Annotated in this window: 14 protein-coding genes; 9 read left to right on the top strand and 5 right to left on the bottom strand. The window is 51.7% G+C overall.

Annotation, left to right across the window (positions count from 1 at the left end; translation table 11 throughout):
- Positions 1-202 precede the first annotated feature (202 nt).
- From AC788_RS04590 to AC788_RS04580, 3 genes are read right to left on the bottom strand one after another with little or no spacing between them, the layout of a single operon-like run.
- The gene (locus tag AC788_RS04590) at positions 203-1,582 is read right to left on the bottom strand and encodes a TolC family outer membrane protein (RefSeq protein WP_442965532.1); all 1,380 of its coding nucleotides are present in this window, start codon (positions 1,580-1,582) and stop codon (positions 203-205) included.
- A 35-nt stretch (positions 1,583-1,617) separates the two neighbouring features.
- Complete coding sequence (locus AC788_RS04585) at positions 1,618-2,943, bottom strand: HlyD family type I secretion periplasmic adaptor subunit (RefSeq protein WP_049859421.1); 1,326 nt, start codon at positions 2,941-2,943, stop codon at positions 1,618-1,620.
- Between the two features lie 13 nt (positions 2,944-2,956).
- Entirely contained in the window at positions 2,957-4,780 is a 1,824-nt protein-coding gene (locus AC788_RS04580) for a type I secretion system permease/ATPase (protein WP_049859419.1), read from the bottom strand.
- A 721-nt stretch (positions 4,781-5,501) separates the two neighbouring features.
- Here AC788_RS04580 and AC788_RS04575 point away from each other — a divergent pair.
- The 9 genes from AC788_RS04575 to AC788_RS21240 all read left to right on the top strand — a co-directional run bounded on the left by AC788_RS04575 (position 5,502) and on the right by AC788_RS21240 (position 19,324).
- A complete protein-coding gene (locus AC788_RS04575; RefSeq protein ID WP_049859811.1) occupies positions 5,502-6,320 on the top strand; it encodes a hypothetical protein in 819 nt (272 codons plus the stop codon).
- Between the two features lie 17 nt (positions 6,321-6,337).
- The gene (locus AC788_RS04570; protein WP_049859417.1) at positions 6,338-7,771 is read left to right on the top strand and encodes a DUF4214 domain-containing protein; all 1,434 of its coding nucleotides are present in this window, start codon (positions 6,338-6,340) and stop codon (positions 7,769-7,771) included.
- 144 nt (positions 7,772-7,915) lie between these two features.
- Positions 7,916-10,270, top strand: a complete 2,355-nt coding sequence (locus tag AC788_RS04565) for a glycosyltransferase family 2 protein (RefSeq protein WP_082223568.1) — start codon at positions 7,916-7,918, stop codon at positions 10,268-10,270.
- Positions 10,267-12,627: a glycosyltransferase family 2 protein gene (locus tag AC788_RS04560; protein ID WP_049859415.1), complete on the top strand. Its 2,361-nt coding sequence runs from the start codon at positions 10,267-10,269 to the stop codon at positions 12,625-12,627. The genes AC788_RS04565 and AC788_RS04560 overlap by 4 nt, the downstream gene beginning before the upstream one ends.
- 66 nt (positions 12,628-12,693) lie before the next feature.
- The gene (locus AC788_RS21580) at positions 12,694-13,791 is read left to right on the top strand and encodes a hypothetical protein (protein ID WP_152965705.1); all 1,098 of its coding nucleotides are present in this window, start codon (positions 12,694-12,696) and stop codon (positions 13,789-13,791) included.
- Between the two features lie 29 nt (positions 13,792-13,820).
- Positions 13,821-15,161: a tetratricopeptide repeat protein gene (locus AC788_RS21575; protein WP_152965704.1), complete on the top strand. Its 1,341-nt coding sequence runs from the start codon at positions 13,821-13,823 to the stop codon at positions 15,159-15,161.
- 5 nt (positions 15,162-15,166) lie between these two features.
- The gene (locus tag AC788_RS04550; RefSeq protein WP_152965703.1) at positions 15,167-17,038 is read left to right on the top strand and encodes a rhamnan synthesis F family protein; all 1,872 of its coding nucleotides are present in this window, start codon (positions 15,167-15,169) and stop codon (positions 17,036-17,038) included.
- 12 nt (positions 17,039-17,050) lie between these two features.
- Complete coding sequence (locus AC788_RS04545) at positions 17,051-18,079, top strand: glycosyltransferase family 2 protein (protein WP_049859412.1); 1,029 nt, start codon at positions 17,051-17,053, stop codon at positions 18,077-18,079.
- 6 nt (positions 18,080-18,085) lie between these two features.
- Positions 18,086-19,324, top strand: coding sequence for a CatB-related O-acetyltransferase (locus tag AC788_RS21240; RefSeq protein ID WP_082223566.1), 1,239 nt, complete (start codon positions 18,086-18,088; stop codon positions 19,322-19,324).
- Between the two features lie 806 nt (positions 19,325-20,130).
- On the opposite strand, the gene AC788_RS04540 is transcribed toward AC788_RS21240, so the two are convergent.
- Positions 20,131-21,594 (bottom strand): hypothetical protein, encoded by a 1,464-nt coding sequence (locus tag AC788_RS04540; RefSeq protein WP_152965702.1) that lies wholly within the window; start codon positions 21,592-21,594, stop codon positions 20,131-20,133.
- Complete coding sequence (locus AC788_RS04535) at positions 21,591-22,433, bottom strand: polyprenol monophosphomannose synthase (RefSeq protein ID WP_236690460.1); 843 nt, start codon at positions 22,431-22,433, stop codon at positions 21,591-21,593. Before AC788_RS04535 ends, AC788_RS04540 begins: the two co-directional genes overlap by 4 nt.
- Between the last annotated feature and the right edge of the window lie 16 nt (positions 22,434-22,449).

The following is a 22,449-nucleotide window of genomic DNA, read 5'->3' as shown; positions in this document are numbered from 1 at the left end:
CCGCCTGCGTCATCTACCGTGCGACCTGATACGACCCCTGTAGCAGCGGCGCGAGCCGCGTCCGGGGGCTTCGCGCTCCAACTGACACACTGCGGAAGCCGCCGACGCGGCTCGCGCCGCTGCTACAGGGGCCCCGCGAGCCCGTCCGGGTGCGCAGTGTTCCAACTGACACACTACGCAAGCCGATGCTACAGGGGATGGATCAGGATTTGGTTTTCACCTTGGCAACGTCGCCACCGGGCAGGCCTTGCTCGGGCTCTGGGCTGAGCCAGACGTTGACACTGTCGACACTCTCTTGGTTCAACTGCCCGCTCCAACGATTCAACATGAAAAGGTTGGTAATGAAGTCATATTGGGATTTGAGCAAATCCCTGCGTGCTCTGAACTCGTTCTGCACACTGGTCAACACGTCCACCGCGTTCACTACGCCATAGGCAAAGGCCTTCTGCGCCGCAATGCTGGACTGCTGGGCCGATGACAAGGCGTTCTTGTTGGCGCGGATCTTTTCCACGCTGGCCTGAGCGGTGAGGTAGGCCGTGGTGGTTTCTTTCACCACCTGTCGACGCACACCTTCAAGCTCCTGCTCAGCCGCCAACTGGTCGTCGTACAGGCCACGGACCCGGGCGGAAGTCGAACCGCCACTGTAGATCGGCACTCTTACCCCCAGCGTCGCAACATAGCTGTCGCTGCGCGGAGTCAAGGTATTGTCATAACCCACGTCACTTTGCTGGGCACTTAAGCTCACGCTCAGTTGCGGGTAGTGTCCGCCCTTCCCTTCTCGCACCGCTGCATCAGCGGCTTCGGCACCACTCTGGTAGGCCTTGAGCAAGGGGTTGGCCTCCATCGCTTGAGAAACGAAATTGGCCAAAGGGGCGACTGGCGCCTGCAGCGCCACATCATTGCGCACACGACTCAAACGCTCATCGATGCGGCGCCCGACAATCTCCGACAAGGCTTCGCGACTCACCTGCACCTGATTACGCGCATCCACTTCCTGCGCTGCCAGTGCATCGACCCGCGCTTTGAGATCCAGCTGATCGGTGATCTTGGCCATCTGCCGTTCATACAGCATGTTCACTCGATCAAGGTTCTTCTGCGTCGCCCGACGTTCGGCTTGCACAAGTTCCAGCTCGTCATCGGCAGCCAAGGCAACGAAATAGCGCTTTGCCAGATCCACAGTAGCTTCGGCGTGGGAATCTTCAGCCTGGGCACCTTTCTGCGCCGTTACACTTTTGGCCTTCTGCCAACCTTCCCAGGCGGTCTTGTTGTACAGGTACTGGGTCAGGCTCAACGAATAGCTTTTGTTGTCATAGATTTCCCGCGCCGCATCATCCTTGCGCAGAATCCGGTTGACGTTGCTCTGCGCCGACAACTGCGGCAGCAGACCGCCCAAGGCCTCGCGTTGCTGCTCGGATGCGGACCGCGCCCGGGCATAGGCTGTCAGTACGCGCGGATCTTCCAGGCGCGCCTCACGATAGAGTCCGGCCAAGTCGAGCGCGTAGGTCAACGCCGACACGGGCGGTTTGGGTGGCAAATCTTTGGGAACCACCGTTTCCGCCCCCACTGCTTGCAACACGAACATGCTCAACATCACACCAGGTAGCAAACGCAGCACAGTCATTCCTCGATCATCGACTTGGCGAACATGTTGCGTGCCGGCTTGAGCAGGTATTCAAGCATCGTCCGGTCACCGGCGTTGATCAGCACCTCGGCAGGCATACCGGGCTGCAATTTGCGATCACCCAGCTTCTTCATGCCGTCATCGGACACTTTCACCCGAACCAGGTAGTAGGCTTCGCCGGAACGCTCGTCCTTCAAAGCATCTGCAGAAATCCGCGTGACTTCACCCTCGATCACCGGAGTAGTGGCGTTGTTGAATGCACTGAATCGAATGTCCGCGCGCTTACCCATCTCCAGACGATCAATATCGGCCGGTGCTACACGCGCCTCGACAATCAGTTCAGCCGCTGCTGGCACGATATCCAGCAATGGTGTGCCCGCACTGACTACACCCCCAACGGTGTGCACCTTCATGTCCAGCACCATGCCGCTCTCAGGGGCGCGGATGACTACGCGCGAAAGGCGATCATTGAGCGCCGTTTCCTTTTCTTGAAGATCGAACACCTGGGCCTGCACGTCCGATAGCTCATTGGCCACGTCAGAGCTGAATTTCTTGTTCAACTGCACGATGGACAGCTCGGTCTCGCTAATCTGTAGCTGCGTCTTGACGATGGTCGACTGATGATCGGCTACCTCCGTCTTGAGCATGTCTAGCTTGCGCTCCGATTCGAGCAACCGCTGATTATCGACGAAGCCCTGGGACAAAAGATCTTTGAGTTGCCCGATCTCGCCGTTGTAGGACTTCTCCAGGTTTTGCTTGGTCTTGATCATCCCCTGCAAGCCTACAATCTGCTGCTTGAGCTGACTGATACGTTCCCGCTGTACGGATATTTCGCTCAAGCGCGAGTCGTGGCGGGCCTTGAACACTTGCTGCTCACCCGCCAGCGCTTCCATGGCACGGTCCGAATCGGTTCCGGTCATCTGCACGGGCGGTACGGATTGCAAGCCATCTCGCTCCGCGCGCAAGCGTGCCTCTTTGTAACGCGCCACGATCAACTGGTTGCGCGTGGACTCGTATTCAGCACTCAACTGCCCTTCATCCAAAACAATCAGCGGGTCACCCTGCTTGACCATGTCGCCGTCACGAGCATTGAGTTCCTTAATGATGCCGCCTTCCAGGTGCTGGACGGTCTTACGGTAGGTCTGCACGGTGACGATACCGCTGCCATGCACGGCATTGCTCAAGGGTGCAACTGCTGCCCATGTGCCGAAGATTCCGAAAGTGACGAAGATGATGGTAAAGCCGATGCGGCGGATGCCGCGATCGGAGATGGGCATGTCATCGAAGTTGTGGTCGAACGTGGTAATTGCTTTGCTGGTCATCGATGAAATCCTTTCACACGCCGGTCGATTGGGTGTTGGTCGGGCCGGCGGGGGGCTTCGGTGCGGTTGGCGCGGCGGGCGCAGTCGGCGGGGTCGGCGCAACTGGGGCGCCAGGAGCACCAGGCATCGGCTGGGCCACACGTGGCTGGACCTTGTTCTGCTGCGCCGCCAACTCGGCGATCACCTTGTCACGCGGGCCATACATCGAAATGGTGCCGGCCGACATCACCAGGATGTGGTCGAGACGAGAGAGGATGTTCGGACGGTGTGACACGATGAAGACCGTCGAGCCGTTTTCCTTGACCTTCTGCAGGGCCACACCCAACGCTCGCTCGCCCACTTCGTCGAGGTTCGAGTTTGGCTCGTCGAGTACGATCAGCTTGGGGGTGCCATACAGAGCACGGGCCAGCCCTATCCGCTGACGCTGACCACCGGACAGATTCACGCCGTCGCTGCCGATCAGAGTGTCGTAACCGTTGGGCAGCATCAAGATCATCTCGTGCACACCGGCGATTTGCGCGGCAAAGACGACCTTCTCGGCATCAACCTTTTCGAAACGCGCGATGTTGTCGCTGATAGTACCTTCGAAGAGCTCGATGTCCTGCGGCAGGTAGCCAACATAGGGCCCTAGCTCATGCTTATCCCAGGTACTGATGTCGGCTCCATCGAGGCGCACGACGCCGTGCTGTGGAGGCCAAATGCCCATCAAGGCTCGCACCAGCGTCGACTTGCCTGCAGCACTCGGGCCGACGATGCCGACAATGGACCCAGCCGGTGCTACAAAGCTGATATTGCGGATGACCGGCGCTTTGGCGCCAGGCGGGGCCACCACCAGATTCTCGACCTGAATATGGCCTTGCGGGGCAGGCAAGGCCATGCGTTCAGGCTCGGCGTTGAGCTTGTTCAGCACTTCATTCAGACGGAGGTACTGGACCTTGGCTGTAACGAAGCCCTTCCAACTACCAATCATCTGGTCAATAGGTGACAGCGCACGGCCGAGCAAAATGGAGCCAGCCATAAGCAGCCCTGGATTGACTTCTTGAATGATTACGAGGTAAGCGCCGATCGCCAGCATGATGGACTGCGACCACATACGAAATGTCCGGGAGATGGAGGTAACTGCACCACCCTTATCACTCGCTTCGGACTGCAACATCAATATGCCTCGCTGACGTACTGCCCAGCGGTTCATCAGTGTTTCAAGCATGCCCATAGACTCGATGACCTCCGCGTTACGCAGATTTTTCGTCGTCGCCACGTTGGATTTGACACTTAGCTGGTTGGCATCGGCCAGGGCTTGGGTAGTGAAGCGGTGATTCAGAAATGCCAATACTACTAATATCACACCGCATGCCACAGTCATCCAACCGAACCACGGATGAAAAAGGAACATGACAGCGGTGTAGATTGGAAACCACGGCGCGTCGAAAAATGCGAACAGACCAGGACCTGTCAAGAATTGACGGAGAGCAGTTAGGTCGTTGAGTGCTTGGGCTGTTGCATCCATGCCGCCGCTGTTGAGCGCACGCTTGAAGCTGGCTCGATAGACGTCCCGACTGAGTAGTACGTCTAAGCGGTTACTGATCCGGACCATCATGCGCGAGCGGACCCATTCAAGCGCGCCCAGCGTGATCATTAAAAACGTCAGAATCAGGGTCAGCATGATCAGCGTCGAGCCGCTACTCGTCGGTACCACCCGTCCAGATATCTGGATCATGTAGAACGTCGGGACAAGCATCAGCGAATTGACAAAAAAGCTGAACACACCGATAGAAATGAAGCTGCTTTTGCAGGCCTTGAGGGCGGCCTGTAGGTTACTTTCCGGTAGACGACTCATAGTATCCGTACATAAAAAAGGCGAAAACGATGCGCAGTGTACCACTCGCACTACGCCATAGGGGACGTTCCTTATATAGCTGAACGGCAGCCTCTTAGAATCAGGGCTCGCGGAATGATAGGGAAACGAGTCGCGTGCGAATACAGCAATCTTCCTAATAATTTACTCAGCAAGCGTGTGAACTTAACGAATTCCTTGGGCTCAGGACGCCTACGGAAAGGATTCCGATGCAAACTCTAAGACGTCGATTCGGAATATAGGCAGCTGGGTGACTGACCGCCAACGCACCAGCCTTAGAAACGATAGCTTCAAGCCATCATGCAAACGCCTAAAATCTGTCAGAGCTTAAAACGATCTAGCTTAGAGTACGTAGGCCTATGATTTTTAACGTTTTCTCAGAATTCATCTTCACCAGACATGCAGCTGGAGAAAGACTACGCTCCTTCCGCAACACGTCGAAATGAATGAAATTCCGCCTGCTACATAATACTTAGACTGCGTGTAAGAAATTTTACACCAGAGGATTGACATCTCCCCCCTTCTGGCTCAATCATTCTCCACCGAAGGAACGCCAGCATTGGCCGGGTCATTTGTTACAGGTTTGCCGTTTTTAGATGGCACGTGTGTTCAAGCCAACAGGAAATGGAAATTCATGTCACTGCCTTCGCAAGCACTTGATGGCTTGAAAATCAGCTCGCGGGTTACCCTGCTTGAGCCCGGAATGTATATTTTCCGGTATGCGTCTCAGCCGCCAGCGGATAAGCCTGTTTGCATTTCGCTACAACAGGCGCCGTTGGGTAAAGGATCGATTGATTTCTTTCCTGCCGAAGGTGTAAGCAAAAACATGCTTACCCACTTGGGTGACACCATTGTTGCCCGAGTCAAAAGTGGCATCGCCACTGTCCTGATAACCGAATATCACATGTTCGACGCCGAAATCGACCCGGTCGATCTCCGCATCGACCGTATCGACACCTCCCCTGCCATCATGCGCAACTTTGCAGTGGTAGCGACGCCTGAACCCAGCCCGGCCTTGTTAGTGGAAGCAGCGCCCGCGGCCCTGCGGCTCATCGCCCACCTGCAAGGCGCCGGCGATGTGGAGTCGACCCAAGGCTGGGTCGGCGAACATGACGGCACCAAACGCCTCGAAGGTTTCAGCGTCATCTGGGAAAACAAGCCGGAAGGCGTGGATCTTGTCTACACCTCTACAGTCGCTGGGTCGGGACCCAGTCCCAACGTAGCTGCTGGGACCTTCAGTGGCACTCGCGGCAAGGCGTCTCCACTTATCTCCGCAGGGTTCAGCCTGGTCGGGCCAAACCGCAGTCTTTACGAACTCTCCGGTCACATCGTGTTCTCCGGTTCCATGCCGCAGCGCCTCGTATCCAATCAGATGATGTATGGCCCCACAGGCACCGAGCCTCTGGTGGCGCTGCATCTCTCAATAGATCCCGTCACGAAGACGAACGCCCCCCGCTATAAGTCTCCGTGGGAAAACTCTGCACTGAAGCAGAAAACTAGCAGCACAGGCCAGATGGCCTGAAGTAACAGGAATTACACATGCAATACGATCAGCCTTACTCCGCGTCCGAACTCAAAGGTTCGCTGGCCAACAACCCTACCCTGTTGTCCTCTACCACCGCCGCTGCCATCAGCACTCTCTTAGCACTGGACACTGCTGAATCTGTAAGTGTTGCTTCGTGGGACGGTGTGACCGCCCCAGTCTCGCCAGAAGGCACCGCTCCTGCACTGGTAAGCGCCACCATCGCAGGCGCAGCCGGTGAAAACGTTGCCGTTGCAATTCCTGCTGAGCTTTCCACGGCTCAAGCGTTCATCTTCGAAAGCGAAGCCAACTTGGTCGTATCCTTCGACGCGCCATCGGCCTCTACCTTTGCTGCATTTGCAGTTGAAGGCGATGTAGCTGCCGCTGCTGTTACGGATTCGACTCCAGACCTGATCGTTACTTCGGGCGATGGTAGCGATACCCTTATCTTCACTGGCGAACAGAATGTTTATGTTGACGGCCGTGAGGGCAACGACACGGTCATCACCGCCGGTGGCAACGACACCATCTACGGTGGCGCTGGCAACAACGTGATCATCTCGGGCGCTGGCGATGACCAGATCTTCCTGGCTGGCACTTCCGACGTCGTCAACGCTGGCGATGGCTACGACGTAGTGACCCTGCAGGGTTCGCGCGATGCCTATGACTTCGTTGCAGGCAACAGCTTCAACGTTGATGGCACCGGTCTGCAAACCGCTTCCATCACCAACGCTGAGTTCCTGGCCTTCGACAACAACGAGTCGATCGCTCTGGCAACTTCCGAAGATCAAGCCGCCGCTCTGCGCCTGTACCAAGGCATCCTGGGCCGCGACGCCGACGCAGCTGGCGCCAAAATCTGGGCTGGTGCCGCTGATCAGGGCGTAGCAACGGGTAGCATCGCTCAAGCGTTCCTGAACTCGTTCGAGTTCAAAGCTGACGCCAGCGAAGCCTTCGTTACCAGCCTGTATCAGAACCTGCTGGAGCGCACTGCTCCTGAAGCTACTGACGTCGACTACTGGTCGAACGTGCTGGCCAGCGGCGCGTCGCGTGCCGATGTGGCAGCTACCTTCGCCCTGTCGCCAGATGCCATCGCAGCTGATCAGACCAACAGCGAATACGTTGAAGGCCTGTACCAGTCGGCACTGGGTCGTGCATCGGACGCTGAAGGTCTGAACTCGTGGGTAACCGCACTGTTCAACGGCGCAAGCCGTGGCGACATCGCTCAGAGCATCGTGAATTCGACCGAGGCGGCTACCAAAGTCAACGCCGACTTCATCGACTCTCTGTATAGCAATGCGCTGGATCGTCCTGCCGATGCAGAAGGCAAGGCATTCTGGGTCGACTCCTTGGCTCAGGGCGTCACTCAGGCCGAAGTCGCTGTCGCAATCGTCGGTTCGCCAGAAGCGGTCGACACCATCGACAACGTCATCGTGATCCACGGCCAGGTCTAACCCACCAGTCGTAGCAAGCTGAATGTCGCCCGCCGCAAGGCGGGTGGTATTCAAAAAAGGGGCGACTTTCGGGTCGCCCTTCTTTTATTTTTAGTGAACACGCCAGCCATGTCCCCAAACCTCGACCGTGGGCGAGAAACGCTCATGGACATCTTTCATCGTCATCGCGAAGCGCAAGAGCCCGAACTTGCCGATGCGATGCTCGAGCTTGCGCTGCAGACGCCTGAATACCGTCCAGAAGCACTGATCTGGAAAGGTATCGACGCGCTGTCCAATGACCCCAAGCTGGCCTTTATTTATTTAAGCAACGCCGCTCACGCCCTTCCTGATCGTGCTGACGTGCATGCATTGCTGGGACGGAGCATTCTCGCGCAAGGTCAGCCTGAGCTGGCCACCCGCTACTTGTCTGCCGTGTGGCAAAAACTGCCCAATGATCCCTCGCTGCGCATGATTCTGTGGCAGGCACGTAGTCAGTCGGCCAATCCTGCTGAACTTCGCCGCACGATTCTTGCTCACCTACCGGATATCACAGCCCCTAACGAGCTGAATTTCGTACTCAAGATACTCGCTGCACAAACCGACGCGCCAAGCACGGTCGGCGTAGTGCGCTATCTGCCCGAAGAAAAGGAGATTCAAGGCTGGGCCGTCGACTTGCGCAATGTACACGCACCGGCCGCGCTAGTGCTTGAAGCCAACGCTAACACCCTGTCTGTGGTGGCCAACGTGGCCCATCCCTTGCTCACAGCCGCTGGCCTGCCTGCTACTCATGGCGGTATCCGTATCAAAGTGCCAAATCCCACATTGTCAGTCACCGTCAGGTTTGCTACAGGCTTGCCACTTCTAGGCAGCCCCGTGTCAGCCATGCCTACGTTCGCGTCTCCCCCACCGCTTCCCGATGTGGGTAAGCACCAACCAGTCGACGTTCTGATACCGGTCTACGATGGCCTCGAGGAAACGCTCGAGTGCATCAACAGCGCCATCGCTGCGCGCAAACTCAACCGCACCCCTCACAGACTCGTAGTGGTGGACGACGCTACGCCCGTGCCCGCACTGCGCAAGGCGCTCAAGGTATTAGCCAGCAAAGGCAAGATCACGCTCGTGCAACAGCCAGTGAACCTGGGCTTCATACGCACCATGAACCGTGCCATGGCGCTGAGCCCTCGGCAGGACATCGTCTGGCTGAACGCCGATACCCGCGTGCATGGCAACTGGCTGGATCGCCTGCGTGATACCGCCTATGGCTCTGACGATATCGCTTCGGTAACGCCCTTCACCAATAACGGCGAACTGATGAGCTTTCCGACCAGCCGTGTGAGTTCGCCCATGCCCACGGCCGAGGAACAGGCAGAGCTAGACCGGCTGGCAAGCGACATCGCCAGTCCTGCTGTTGAACTTGAAACCGGGTGCGGTTTTTGCCTGTATATCAAGCGCGCCGCCCTCGACGCGGTGGGTTACCTCGATGAAGTGCATCTGAGCCGGGGCTACGGCGAAGAAACGGACTGGTGTCTGCGGGCGCGCCGTTCAGGGTGGCGTCATATGGGCGCGACACATGTGTTCGTTGCCCATAAAGGGGGCGTTTCTTTTAAAGAGGAAAAGATGCTACGAGTGGCCTACAACAACGCCATTTTGCGCACGCGCTTCCCGACTGCCGAAGCTGATTATGAAGCCTTTTGCAAACGGGACCCGCTGCAACCAGCACGCAATGCCTTGCAAGGTGCGCGTCTGGGCAAGCTGTTGAAGTGGTTCAAAAGCGAAGTCACTCTTGCTGGTGCTTCCATACCTCTTTATCTCCAGCACGAGTCCAGCGACGACCTACCCCTTACCTTCAGCTACCACCAGGGTGATGCAGGGATAGTAGTCACCCTTGAGGCGGCAACTTACCCGCTTAAAACGTCGATCGACTACACCCTGCCCCGAGACAACGAGACACTGCTCCATACGCTTGCACTCCTTATCGACAACGGTGCAGACCGGATACTGAGATCGAAGCGCGAGCACATACCTGAAGAATTGCAGCAGCTGTTCACAGCACTGCGCCTGGACGTTTCGGATGAAGCCGCGGCGTCGATTGACTCTGCTGACTGCATGACTCACCTCCTGGACCAGCGCGCGATCATTGCTGACGATCTGTCGAGACCGGACTTCCTGCACAAGTGGCTCGATCTGGCACGAAAGCTTTCAAAGAATCCCGGTACGCACTTCCCCTGCATAGAAGGCGATACCCCCGCAGCAAGATCACTGCGCACCACTGGCAAGGTACGCGACCTGGTCATCCTCAACGGACTCGATCATGCGCAATGCGCAGCATTGAGTGGCTATGAGAAGTTGGTCAGCTTGAACCCAGGCTCGACTGCTGATGATCATTACCAGCGGATGGCTGCACTGTATGACTTGCCTTTGCACATGCTGGATCATGACAGCTTCACCGAAGCCAATCCCCATGTCTCTGCGCATCTGGACACATCAAGGAAAGAGGCGTCGAGCCTGACAGAACTATGAACGACTTGACTACCACCGGCATGATTTGCGGACAAATCACCGGACTGTATGGTGACGTGCTTCAAGGGTGGGCACTGAATCCCGCCAAGCCTGACATGCGCCTTGTGGTCGAGATCTACATCGACGGCAGCAGTGTGGCATTTGCTAAGGCCAGTGAGTTCCACCCCAACGTGGCCGCTAGCGATGACTTCAATGGGTTTGCCGTACAGCTTCGCGAAAGCTGGCTCGCCGGCGCCAGGACCATTTCGGCACGCGTCGCCAATCAAGAGAACTGGTTGGACGGTACGATCCAGTTGCCAACGCCCTCGCCCTCCGAACCGGCGCCTGCGGCTTCACAGGTCTGGCATACCGGCGGATTGAAAGTCAGTGGCTGGGCCTTCGATGCTAACGACCCCAACCGCACAGTGACCGTCACCGTGAGGAAAGGGACAGAGGTCGTGGCCACGGTTGCGGCTGACCGCCTGCATCACGCACTGACCTACAAGGCCAGTCGCAAGCACGGATTCGAACTCGATCTACCTTGGGCGCTCGCAGATGGCCAGGTGCACTCCCTCGAAGTGCTCAATGATCTGGGCCAGCCGTTGTCAGGCAGCCCGCTGACGTTGTGCTGCTGGCCAGAGGGAGTGGAAGCCCTCCTGCGTAATAATGCAGCGAGCGTAGGTGACGAAGCGCAAGTGGAGTTACTGGCAAAGGTCGCACGTCATCAGGAGCTTCTGTTGCCCAAAAGTGCAGGCTTTCATCACTATGCTGAGTGGTTCGAAGTCTTCCAGAAGCCAAGGCCTCTCAACGCAGAACTGAAATCCAAGTGCGGCGTGCTGATTATCAGCGAAGGTGACGCCCAGATGGATGCGATCTCGCAACTGAGTATCGAACAACAACGCTATCCAGCTGCGGCGATTGAAGTTGTGAGCTCGTCGGATGTAACCCCCGGCCTACGACGCCTGTTCGAACAGGGTTGCGACAGTGTCGTCCCGTTGAGCGCAGGCGATCGGCTCGCGCCTCACGCACTGGATCATTTGATCCCATTGTTGGACAACGAAACCGCTTGGGCCTTCGGTGATTGCGACTGCGATGGACTGGCTGGACAACGATCCTCGCCATGGTTCAAGCCGGTGTGGGATATAGATCTGTTTATAGGAGAGGACGTATTCTCGCCAGGTGCGATTTTTGATAAGGGTACGTTGGAGCAAGCCTTCAGCACAGTCAAGCGGCGTTCTGACAGCCCCAGTGCAAGTTGGCACAACTTTCTCGCAGCAGTAGCTTTTATTACTGAGACAGAAAAGCTGACCGTCGTCCACCTGCCTAAGGTTATATATCACCGCCACGCTAGCCGTGTCACAACTCCGGCGGATGCGTCGCGTTGCGAGTCCCGCGAAGGTGCAGTCGCGTGGCTGGTGGACTCGCTAGCGACCGGAGCGAGCGTGCAGCCTATAGCCGGCTTTCCTGGTCTGCTAAGAGCTTGCTGGCCCGTGCCAGAAGCATTACCACAGGTCTCCATAATTATACCCACTCGAGATCGGGTCGAATTGCTAAAGACATGCGTTGAAGGCCTATTGATGAAGACTGACTATCCAAACATAGAAATCATCATAGTTGACAATGATTCGAGTGATCCCGAAACCTTGGCTTATATGGCATGCCTGGAAGAAAAAGGTATTGTAAGGTTATCGTACCCGCACCCATTCAACTATTCAGCCATGAACAATAGCGGTGTGGAGATCGCGCGCGGAGAGTATGTTTGCTTATTAAACAATGACATTGAGATTCTAAACAAAGACTGGCTTCGCGAACTGATCAGCCATGGTATAAGAAATAACGTAGGCGCTGTCGGAGCCAAGCTACTCTGGCCTAACAGAATGGTACAACATGGCGGCGTAGTACTTGGGGTGGATGGAATTGCAGGTCATGCGGGATATTCTTGCAAAGACACCGATCCGGGTTATTTGGGGTTCAACCAGACAGCTCGTAGGATTAGCGCGCTAACTGCGGCATGCCTACTTATAAAAAAGAGCATCTATGCTGACATCGGAGGGATGGATAAGGAACGCTACCCAGTAACTTTCAATGACCTAGATATCTGTTTGAAAATAAAACTATGTGGCTACCATCTTATTTTTACACCCTTCGCTAAACTTATACATGCCGAGTCCTCTACCAGAGGAAAAAACGATGATGCTCAAAAGAAAGCTAGGTCGGCTAGAGAGTCCAAAAACTTTCTGAATCAGTGGTCATATCTAGTAGTAAATGACCCGTACTACAACCCAAGCCTTTGCCGAGACACACTATCAGGGCCGTATAATGGCCTATCCCTGACTTCCGAAGTTATGAAATCTAGGTCAAATAAGATATTTTTTTAAATAGAAGTAGCGCTCATTAAACATATAGCTATAACCAACCAATTTTAGACTTAGAGTGATAGAGCAATGAAACAAAGTCAAAAAGACCAGGGGAATCCAAGATTAGAAATCAAAGAAACCGATATAGATTTACTACACTTGCTGCACGAGCTTTTTGAAGCCCAGCAACTCGCTCACCGTTTCTATCTAGAGCTAAAAAAAGTCCAGATTGAAAATAATTTGTATGCAGAGCAAATTCAGCGACTATCACTGGCCTTGCCCAGAGACTGGTCTGACGAGCAGCTAATTCTATTAGGTTATACTCATGAAAACAATCAACCTGTCTGGCATTTTCGGTTTGAGAATGCGGAGTTGGCAGACATATATGTAAGCGGATTGGACTTCTATGTTACGGGTAGTCATGGCGCAGCGGGCTTGTTGATAAAAGAACCCCACAAAAATGTGCGAGCGATCGGTTTCCCGTTTAAAGCAAACCAGAGCGATATTTTTTTGCAGCCGGCAGCTGGCAGTTTAACACAACCTGCAAATCTAGCCATTAGCAATCTTTCGCCTGCGGAATGGCGTTTCTTTTGTGAGATAGTACGCAAACTTAAGACAATCATAGAGACACCGAACGGTAAAACCTCATACCCGAATGATGCCTATCTTGTTCACTCTTTAAATAACACCATGAAAGCATTGGCAGCATGGCCGCTAATACTTCGGTATGAAAATATTGACCTGGTAAATATCACTAACAACACATCCGAACTATCGCTGCAGATTCGACTGACGAACCTAGAGCTTGGACATTATCAGTGGGAAAGTCTTACCTATGTAATAGGAACGAAAGAACTAGAACACTGTTATTTCGGCGCTGATCCCTTTTTGAAATTTCCACCAGAGTCTCAGCAGGCATTCGACTACGCTCAGCAACCCAGCACCACCAACAAATTGCTAGATTTCTCTTTCCGAACAAACCAAGCCTTCGAACAAGTGCTATGGGATAGGCTGAGCGAAAAAGATAGACTACTATTAGCATCTTTAGCAAGTAGTCTCCCAAGGCAGCTTGAGTCGATAGAGAATAATGGGAATCCCATACCCAAAGGTATATCAGCTTGGACGATGATCGCTCAAAGAATACGACACTCATTTAATAATGCAAACTTATCTAGATCAAACTAATTCACATACTACTATTATCATGGTGCAAAATGCCAATCACCAATGAAGCACATGCATTATTTCGTGAAGCGAATACGGCATTTGAACTAGGCGACTTGGAGTCAGCTGCTGAAAAATACAGACGCCTCCTGTCGGAAGACGAACCCGTGCGTGGTTTTGCTACCTACAACTTGAATATCCTTCATTCGCTTCAGAAAGATAGCAGTGGAAACATCAGTAGCACAGAAACCGAAGCAATCAAGATAGATAATAACAAACTTAAGGACGCTGAGCGAACTAAGACTTTTTTGTACAGACCAAGTTCTCCAGCCATGGACGACTCAGAAATCGAAACATTGAGGAAACTGGGTGCAGCTTTACTTGGCCCTATCATAGCCTCGTACTTCAAAAATCTGTCGTCATATCTGGAAAAAAACAAAGACGTAAAAAGATTGCATTTTTTAGCTCGGGAGGGTTTCGTACTTCAACACATCAATTCCAGACTTCAGAAGCTTGATTTAATAAAAACGGTCGATACTACCTATCTATTATGCTCGAGAACCCTGCTTTTCAAACTGTGTCTAGGCAGTCCTGAGTTGTGGGACGCAGTTCTTGATCATCATTACACGGGTTCGATTAGAAAATTACTTTCTGACCGTTTCCATTTGGCCAATGATGAAATTAAAATTTTATGTGGAGCAAAAGGATTTCATACAGATCTCGACCGAGAAGACCTGGTTTTACCCCGAGACCGCGAAATTGTTAAAAATTTCTTTGATACACGCAAGATCGAGCTAGTTAGTATGATACAGCCAAAAACAAAAGCCTATCTCAACTATCTAAATAAAATTGGATTTGGTAAACGTCCTACCGAGCATGTGGTTGATATTGGGTATGCAGGTACGATCCAGAAAATACTGACCTCGCTTACGGACAAAAGGACTATTGGCCACTATTTTATTACCACTACTAAAGCTATTGACGGCCCCACAAGCGGATTTATTGGGCATCTGCTGAGCAATCAAGAATTTGGTCTTGGAGTACCGATATTGGATCGGTCGTTATTTATAGAGTCAATGTTAACCGCACCTCATGGACAGGTTGTTGATATCACAGAAACGTCTGGCACTACTGAGTTTACATTTGGCAAAAAAACCGTAGCGCAAATCAAGTACTTTAAGCTTTTTGAAATCATCGAGGGTGCTACGACATATGCGATTCGAGCTCTTCAAAATAAGACAACGATGACACCGGACGAACTGAATAGCTACTATGGCAAGTTCGTATCTACTCCGTACATCTTCCCTCAGAGCGCGCGGGAACTGTTCGAAATTGATGACTCAATCAGCGGGCTCGGAACATTGAATCCAATCGATTTTTTTAAGGCGTAAAAAAAGTGCCTAATATTGCCAAGCTATATGAGAAAGCAATTGCATTAGACTTATTTGATGCGAACTGGTACACCGCCACATATAAATTATCATTCAGTAATGAATATGAGGCGTTCAACGACTATCTTCGAAAATCTCCATATGTAGACATTTCGCCGTCCCTCAACTTCAATAGCGCGTGTTACTTACGCGATAACCCAGACGTCTATCACTCGGGCATATCCCCTCTAGAGCACTATCTATCTACAGGATATATGGAAGGGCGATCCGTATTCCCACACAAAATCGAATGGACACCAAGGCATACAGTGTCTCAAGCTTGGGAAGATGAGCCTATAAAAAAGCAGCATCGATATGCGGTAGTACTCCACATCTTCTATGAAGATTTTGTAGACAGGTTCTATGATGCGCTATATGGTGTAAATTTTAATTTTGACTTATATGTACTGACTACCGAGGTCTCGCTCGTAGATCGGTGTCGGGAGAGGTTTTCAAAAAACCCCCGTATTGACAGAGTCTACGTTAACCATGTTCCAAATCGTGGTCGCAACTTCGGCCCTTTTCTTGTTGAGTTCGGCAAGGAGTTGCTTGAATATGATTATTTTCTACATATGCATTCGAAGAGATCTCTCTACTCGGGGCAAGAGCAAAGCCAATGGGCTAACTATCTGATCGAGTACCTCGCAAAAGACAAACACGTACTTTCTCAAGCACTTCAGATACTTGATCACCACCCAGAATACGGAATATATTATCCAGTAACATTCTGGAACTTACCCCCATGGGTCAATCATTGGCTACAAAACAAAGGAATCGGCCGACATGTACTTGCCAATAAATATGGGATAACGCAGTCCGAGGATTTTTTCGCATATCCGGCTGGGGGCATGTTCTGGGCAAGACCGTCGGCACTCAAAGATATACTTGAGCAGGAATGGGCATACGAATCTTTCCCGCCTGAACCGCTCGCAGCCGATGGTACGGAGCTGCATGCTCTTGAAAGAATTATTCCTTACCTAGTAAAAAACAAGGGGTACAAACAGCTATTTTACAACCCAACTAGTGGCGACTTCACTGAAGATGATTCTTTTATTTACAGATCATATCTTGCAGACAACTATGGGCGCTTGCTTCATGCTGTGAATTGCCATCAGATTATTTCATTCGATGTATTCGATACGATCGTCTATCGAGATCATTTGGAGCCTGACATTGCAAAGTTCAAGATGGCTGAGATCTTGAATCTCGGCGTTTCTGGAATGAAGTTTGTTGAATATCGGAATCAAGCCGAGCTGGAATTGCGAATTGCCAACAACTTTTCTGGCGACGTAGGTATCTATGATATTTACTCAAAATTAGCACCAAGTCTGGCCACTGAGCTAAGCCCAGTGCAGCTTGCAGATCTCGAATTTCAACTCGACCTGGCCATGCTTAGCGGAAAAGCTACAATGGTTGAGCTCGTAAACGCTATAGCGGCCCAAGGGAAGACAATCTTCTTCATAACAGATACATACTATACTCGTGACCATATAGCGACCTTACTGAAGAAATCCGGAGTCACATGCCCGTATGAACTTTTTGTCTCTTCAGACCTTGGATTAAGAAAGGATTCTGGAACAATGTGGAATATGATCGATCGTAAACTGACCACAGAAAACAACAAGAATCGGTTTCTTCATATTGGTGACAGCGTGACTTCAGATGCACAGAATCCAGGAGATAGAGGACTGGGGAATTTCCATATACTTGCTCCGATGGACAAATGGGATGCTATGAACTACCCTAGCATTCGTAAAGAGTTCGACATAAAAAATATTCTACATGTCTTTAAATGGGGACCTGTTGTCAGTCAAGTAGGCGCTCACCCATTCATTTAGGAGACAAAAATCATGCGTCCAAAGATCAAGTTACTGGCCATTGCCAAAGACGAAGCCGCATACCTGCCAGAGTGGATTTTTCATCATCTCTATTTCGGCTTCGACGAAATAGAGATATTGGTTAATCGCACCAGCGATAATACGTTAAAACTGATGTCGGCTATCAAAGACCAGACACCCAGGGTGCGTTTTCAGTCTATAGACTGGATTGATCTGACCGCACCCAATATTTCAGCGCACATACAGCATATTGCTTACGCTTACGGATACGACCAAAGCAAACTCGACAACACGCACGTCATGTTTTTGGATATAGATGAGTTTTGGATCCCCTTGAATTTCAAGGACTCCATACACGACTGCGTTACGAGGCTTGCAGATGCCAGTGCAATATATTTTGAATGGTGCACTGAAGCAGGCACTCTTGATCCCTTCACCTACCTCCAAAGAGCTCACTCTTATAAGTTATCGAGACTCGGAAAATCTCTTATTCGCACTAATTCAAGAGTTAATAGAATTGATATTCACAAGCCCTTGCTCGATCCAGATGAACGCGTTGTCCTAGCAAATGGTGATGACTACATTGGATCTGAATCGGAAGGTTTGAATCATCAGTTCGTATCCCGTGATAAATCATCTATCAAAGATTATATTGTAGTACATCGCATGTCCAGATCTGAAATGGAGTATCTTTCGATGATCTACAACGGCATCCCTGAGGAGCAGGGTAGCTTTAAGCTAAATCGCGCCACCGGCTACGAAAAAATAGGAGAGGGTTTTACCACACTCGAATTTGAATCATCAGCGTGGGCTAGCTATGAGCTTGCTCGCGAACAATTTTTAGCGGGGGAAAATCTCAAAAAAATCATTTCAGAATCAGAAGAATTTGTTACTGCTCGATTCCAAAGAGCTTTAGCTGAACTACCGCACGCACTTAAAACGCATAGAGAAAGTCTCGAAAAAGTAATTCAGGGGCTTTCCTCACCAGCATTGGCTGATATACTTAACGACTATCACAACAGTAAAGATTTTAGGAGCTAAATAATCATGATCTTAGAGGAGCATGCGGACCATTGCTTAGTTCGGGTAGATGACGGCTTTCGCGTGCTTCTAGAGAAAATGGGTATTTTTCAGTATCGGCAAGGAATGGATAACCAAGAGAGAGGTATGTATCTTCATAGGTTGGCCGAAGGAGATATAGTTTGCGTTGGTAAACACGCTGCCATTGAGCAATACGCGACTGTAGCAGATGGTTACAACTTTTTTTCTTGCGGAGCGTTCACCTCATGTGCTTCGGAACTCCGCCATAATACTCTAGTTGGTAGATATTGCAGTATTGCGGAAAATGTCCGCCATTTTGGTTTTCGACATCCAATTGACGCGGTATCCACCTCATCTGCTTTTTTTAATTTTAACCGCGAAAATATCTCAGCTTATATTAGCGACGCACAGGAAAGAGATCATCAGCAGACTATAACACCGCGCGCTGTTCCTACGCCTCAGCCTGATGAGTTGCCGGTAGAAATTGGCAATGATGTATGGATAGGCATGAACGTTAGCTTGGCAGGTGGAATAAAAATAGGAGACGGCGCAATAGTTGCAGCATATTCAGTTGTAACTAAATCCGTAGCACCATATACGATTGTAGCTGGTATACCCGCTGTATTTAAGAGGTTTCGATTCCCCAAACATGTCGTCGATCGCCTAATTTCCAGTCGCTGGTGGGAATATGAACTTACCGATATGTATAAGTCTGGCTTGGATTTCAGTAATCCTGTCAGCTTTTTAGATAAGTTTGAGGATCAGCAGCATAGCCTTAGAAAGCTATCGGTCAAAACTCTTAGTTTGTATGCGACGACAAAGAAAATAGAGCTTGTGCAGCTTTTTGGACTAAACGTTGTCCAACAGCAATTTATAATGACTCAACATGGCACTATTCTTGTTTTTTGTCGCAACACCAATGCATTACGACATGTCACTACTAGAGAGCTTAATGAGCAATTCAGCTCGCTTACTCCGCTGATAGTAGCCGACAAATTCGAACCTAAACTTGCAGTAGTCGAGCACGGCAATATAATGATGTGCTCAACTACAGGAGTCGAGTTTTTAGGTTTGATAGAGCCCAGCGTTTGCGCCAACTATCAGTCAATTCTATTTATTCGCAACCAGCAAAAAAATCATTGTCAATTTAAATGCCAAGACGGATATCTAGGTGCCGCGCCTAATGGAAACGTCTACTTTGATGCGAGAGATGCAAATGAATGGGAAACATTTCAAATAATTTGACACGCTTAAAACATCCATTTATAGCGGGCATCAAAACTAAAATACGAAAATCTGAATAAATAAACTCTTCTAAGTAACATTCAGAATTCAAATTAAAAACTGGTGAAAGGCTTTATTCATACATCGCAGTAGTGCTTTTTATATATAGGCTTGGAAATCTTACTTCTTGGCATCGCTCGTTTTTTCGAACAATGGCTATTTTAGTACGGATTGGTTCGGTTATCGCCTGCTGCCAAGAATTGTTTTTTATGCTTTATCTAAACAGCCGACTGCACAAATCAAGCCGACACAATATCTCTATGCGTTACGCGATTTCGCCATCTGCAGCTATTGGTTTTGGCTAACCCATCACCCACCCATGGATAGGTTTTCCCGGGAATCGTGAGGTGCTACTGGGCCTGTGTATAGCCTCACCGCCATAGAAGCACTATGCGATATTCCGTCAATCAAGTTTGATCATCTGCGTGGGGATATCAGCTGCGGCCGTTTTCCGAATCACTTTCTGATCTTCTGGATCGCTCGCACAGTCGATATTGTCACTTCCAACCACCTCGCAGCAGAGTTTGATGATATTACTCTCGATTTCTGCGCCCGAGCCACTCTCCTACAGATAGAACTCCCTGCAATCAGAATCAGGAAGAAGCTACGAAGGAAGACTGCCGATTGACTCGAATCCCTGCATGACGGATCCCCTTGTGATACCGGCACAGAATCAGCGCGTGTTGCCCCATCGGCCAGCTCGTTAAGGTAGGAACAGCATATATATCAAAACGCGCCGGAGTGCCCTCCAGCGCGTCTTATGACACTCAGTTCAAACTAACCTTAAACTCGATCATCTGCTTACCCGCAACTGTCACAGGAGTCGCAGCATCGCCGCTGAACGTAACCTCTGGGGCCGTCCGGAGAGTGCTTTTCAGCTCGTCCAGGCAAGCCTGCACTTCCGTCAGGAAACACAAGGCATTCTGGGCTGGCTCTTTTTGCAGAGATTCCAGGATCTCTTGAGTCAATGCATGGCCACGGAACGCGCCGCCGTAGACCATGTGGGCATCGCCATCACGCAGCTCTTCGGCCTCGAACACGGTGGGCCAGACATCCCAGAAGCCGCCGATCACGAAGCGTGCCTGGGTTTCATGGGCTACCTTGGCGATTTCCTTCGAGTCGCTGCGCCAGCGCGGATTGACCAGCTCGTTGTAATCCGACTTGAAGCCGCCCAGTGGTAGGAACAGGCAAGCTATCAATCCTGCAATGCAGATAAACCCTACTGGGCGCTTTCTTTCTACCAAGTGGACGGCGATCGCATAGCCCATCAAAGAGGTCAGCAGGATGCCGCACGTGATGTAGTAGCGAATGTTGTAGGCATTGGTTTGCAGCCACTGTGTGCCACATAGCAATACGAACATCGCGACGGCCAACAGTGCGACACCCAGAAATTCAAGCATGGGTTTGTGCTTGTTGGTCACGAAGCAGACTACCGCTATGACCGCACAAACGCTCAGGACAGGCAGGTTGAGGTTCTCGGCCAGCACGCCAAATGCGTGTGGGTAGGCATCGAGGGTGAAGTTCAGGCCAAACGCGGTGGAGGGATCTCCGAACGCTTGTGCGTGGAACTTGGCGATCAGCACAGCGATGCAGTTGATGGCAAAAAAGGGAACGAACCGGCGCCATTCGGCCATGCGCAGCATACCGAAGCCAACAATCGCCGGGATCGAGTACATCAACAGGGCATAGTTAGTGGCATAGGCCACACTGCAAATGAGTAGCACCAGGATGGCTCTGGCGAGCACTGGCAAAGTCGACCAGAAAACCAGGTACGACACTGCAAACAGTACCAACGAGACACCGAAGGTATTGTGCTGGACGTAGACGTTGAACTGAGCGTACTGGCTCATCGAAACGATGAGGATAATATTGGTGATCGCTATCGCAGCCGCTATGACACGTGGGCTGCGTTGAATGAACACCAAAACGCCCAGAGGGGCCAGGTAGGCACACAGGCTGCGGAGAAAGATCTGGAAATGCAGATTCCATTCGACATCCTGGATGGGCGCCGCAAGGGCCGGAAACAGGTTCAGGAGGCGATCCTGCCCCCAGAAGTACCAGGTCAACTGCTGTGTGGAAATCAACGCCGTCAGCACGCCATCGCCGTCTTGGGTACCTGCCAAAGAACCGGTCAGCGGAAAAAGAAGCCCGGCCAGCAAAGCGGTAAATACAAGAAAGATGATAGCGCTGCGGTTACCATGCTCATCATGAGCAGAAACAACTCCTGTCATACCGTACCCCGGGCGGTCTTGGCGCCACAATTCAGGCAGATCTCTTCGACGGTCTTGGTCGAGGTCTTCTTCTCGTCGACGAACATCTTGGAGAAGTCGCATCCACAATGCTCACAGTGCAGCTGGTCGTTGCTGATATCGTGCGCCGGCTTGACCAGATGGCAGATGGCAGTGAGACGCAGCAGGTTGAACATGCCGCGGAAGATCTCCAAAGGTGGAATCTTCGAAACACCAGCATTGCGCTCATGGAAGTGGATCGGGCGTTCGCCCAGTCGCAGTCCGTGCAAATGCGCTTGAACGACCACCGCCAGGAAGAACGAGTAGCCGCCTACCACCAGGGTGTCGAAATCGATCGCGGTCAGGCGGGATACACGGAAGGCGCGATAAGACGTCGTGAATTCGGTGAGCTTGATACCCAGCAGCAGACGCGCTGCCTTGTTCGCGGCCTGGCTGACGCGCAAGCGGTAGCCGGTGTAGTCGCAGATGCCGCCCTTCGCATAGCGTGAGCCGATGACCATGTCGACATCGTCCTGCAGGCCGTCAATCAGTTTCGGAATATCTGCGGGATCGTGGGAGTGATCGCCGTCCATCGTGACCAATACGTCGTACTGATGGAAGATGGCGTATTTCCAGGCCAGCAAGTGCGCCGTACCCAGGCCAAGTTTGCCTGGGCGCACGATGACTTTGAGATTCGAACGAGCCAGACCTGCGAGAATATCCAGCGTGCCATCTTTGCTGTTGTCGTCAACTACCAAGATATCGGCGTCGGGCGCGGCGAGCTCAATTCGCTCGATCATGGAAGCCACGTTGCCTGCTTCATTATAAGTGGCAAAGAACACTAGTTTTTTCATGATT

The organism is Pseudomonas sp. RIT-PI-a, assembly GCF_001187875.1.
Taxonomy (GTDB): domain Bacteria; phylum Pseudomonadota; class Gammaproteobacteria; order Pseudomonadales; family Pseudomonadaceae; genus Aquipseudomonas; species Aquipseudomonas coleopterorum.
The sequence above is the reverse complement of the archived record's forward strand: the minus strand, read 5'-3'. Positions and strand labels throughout refer to the sequence as shown.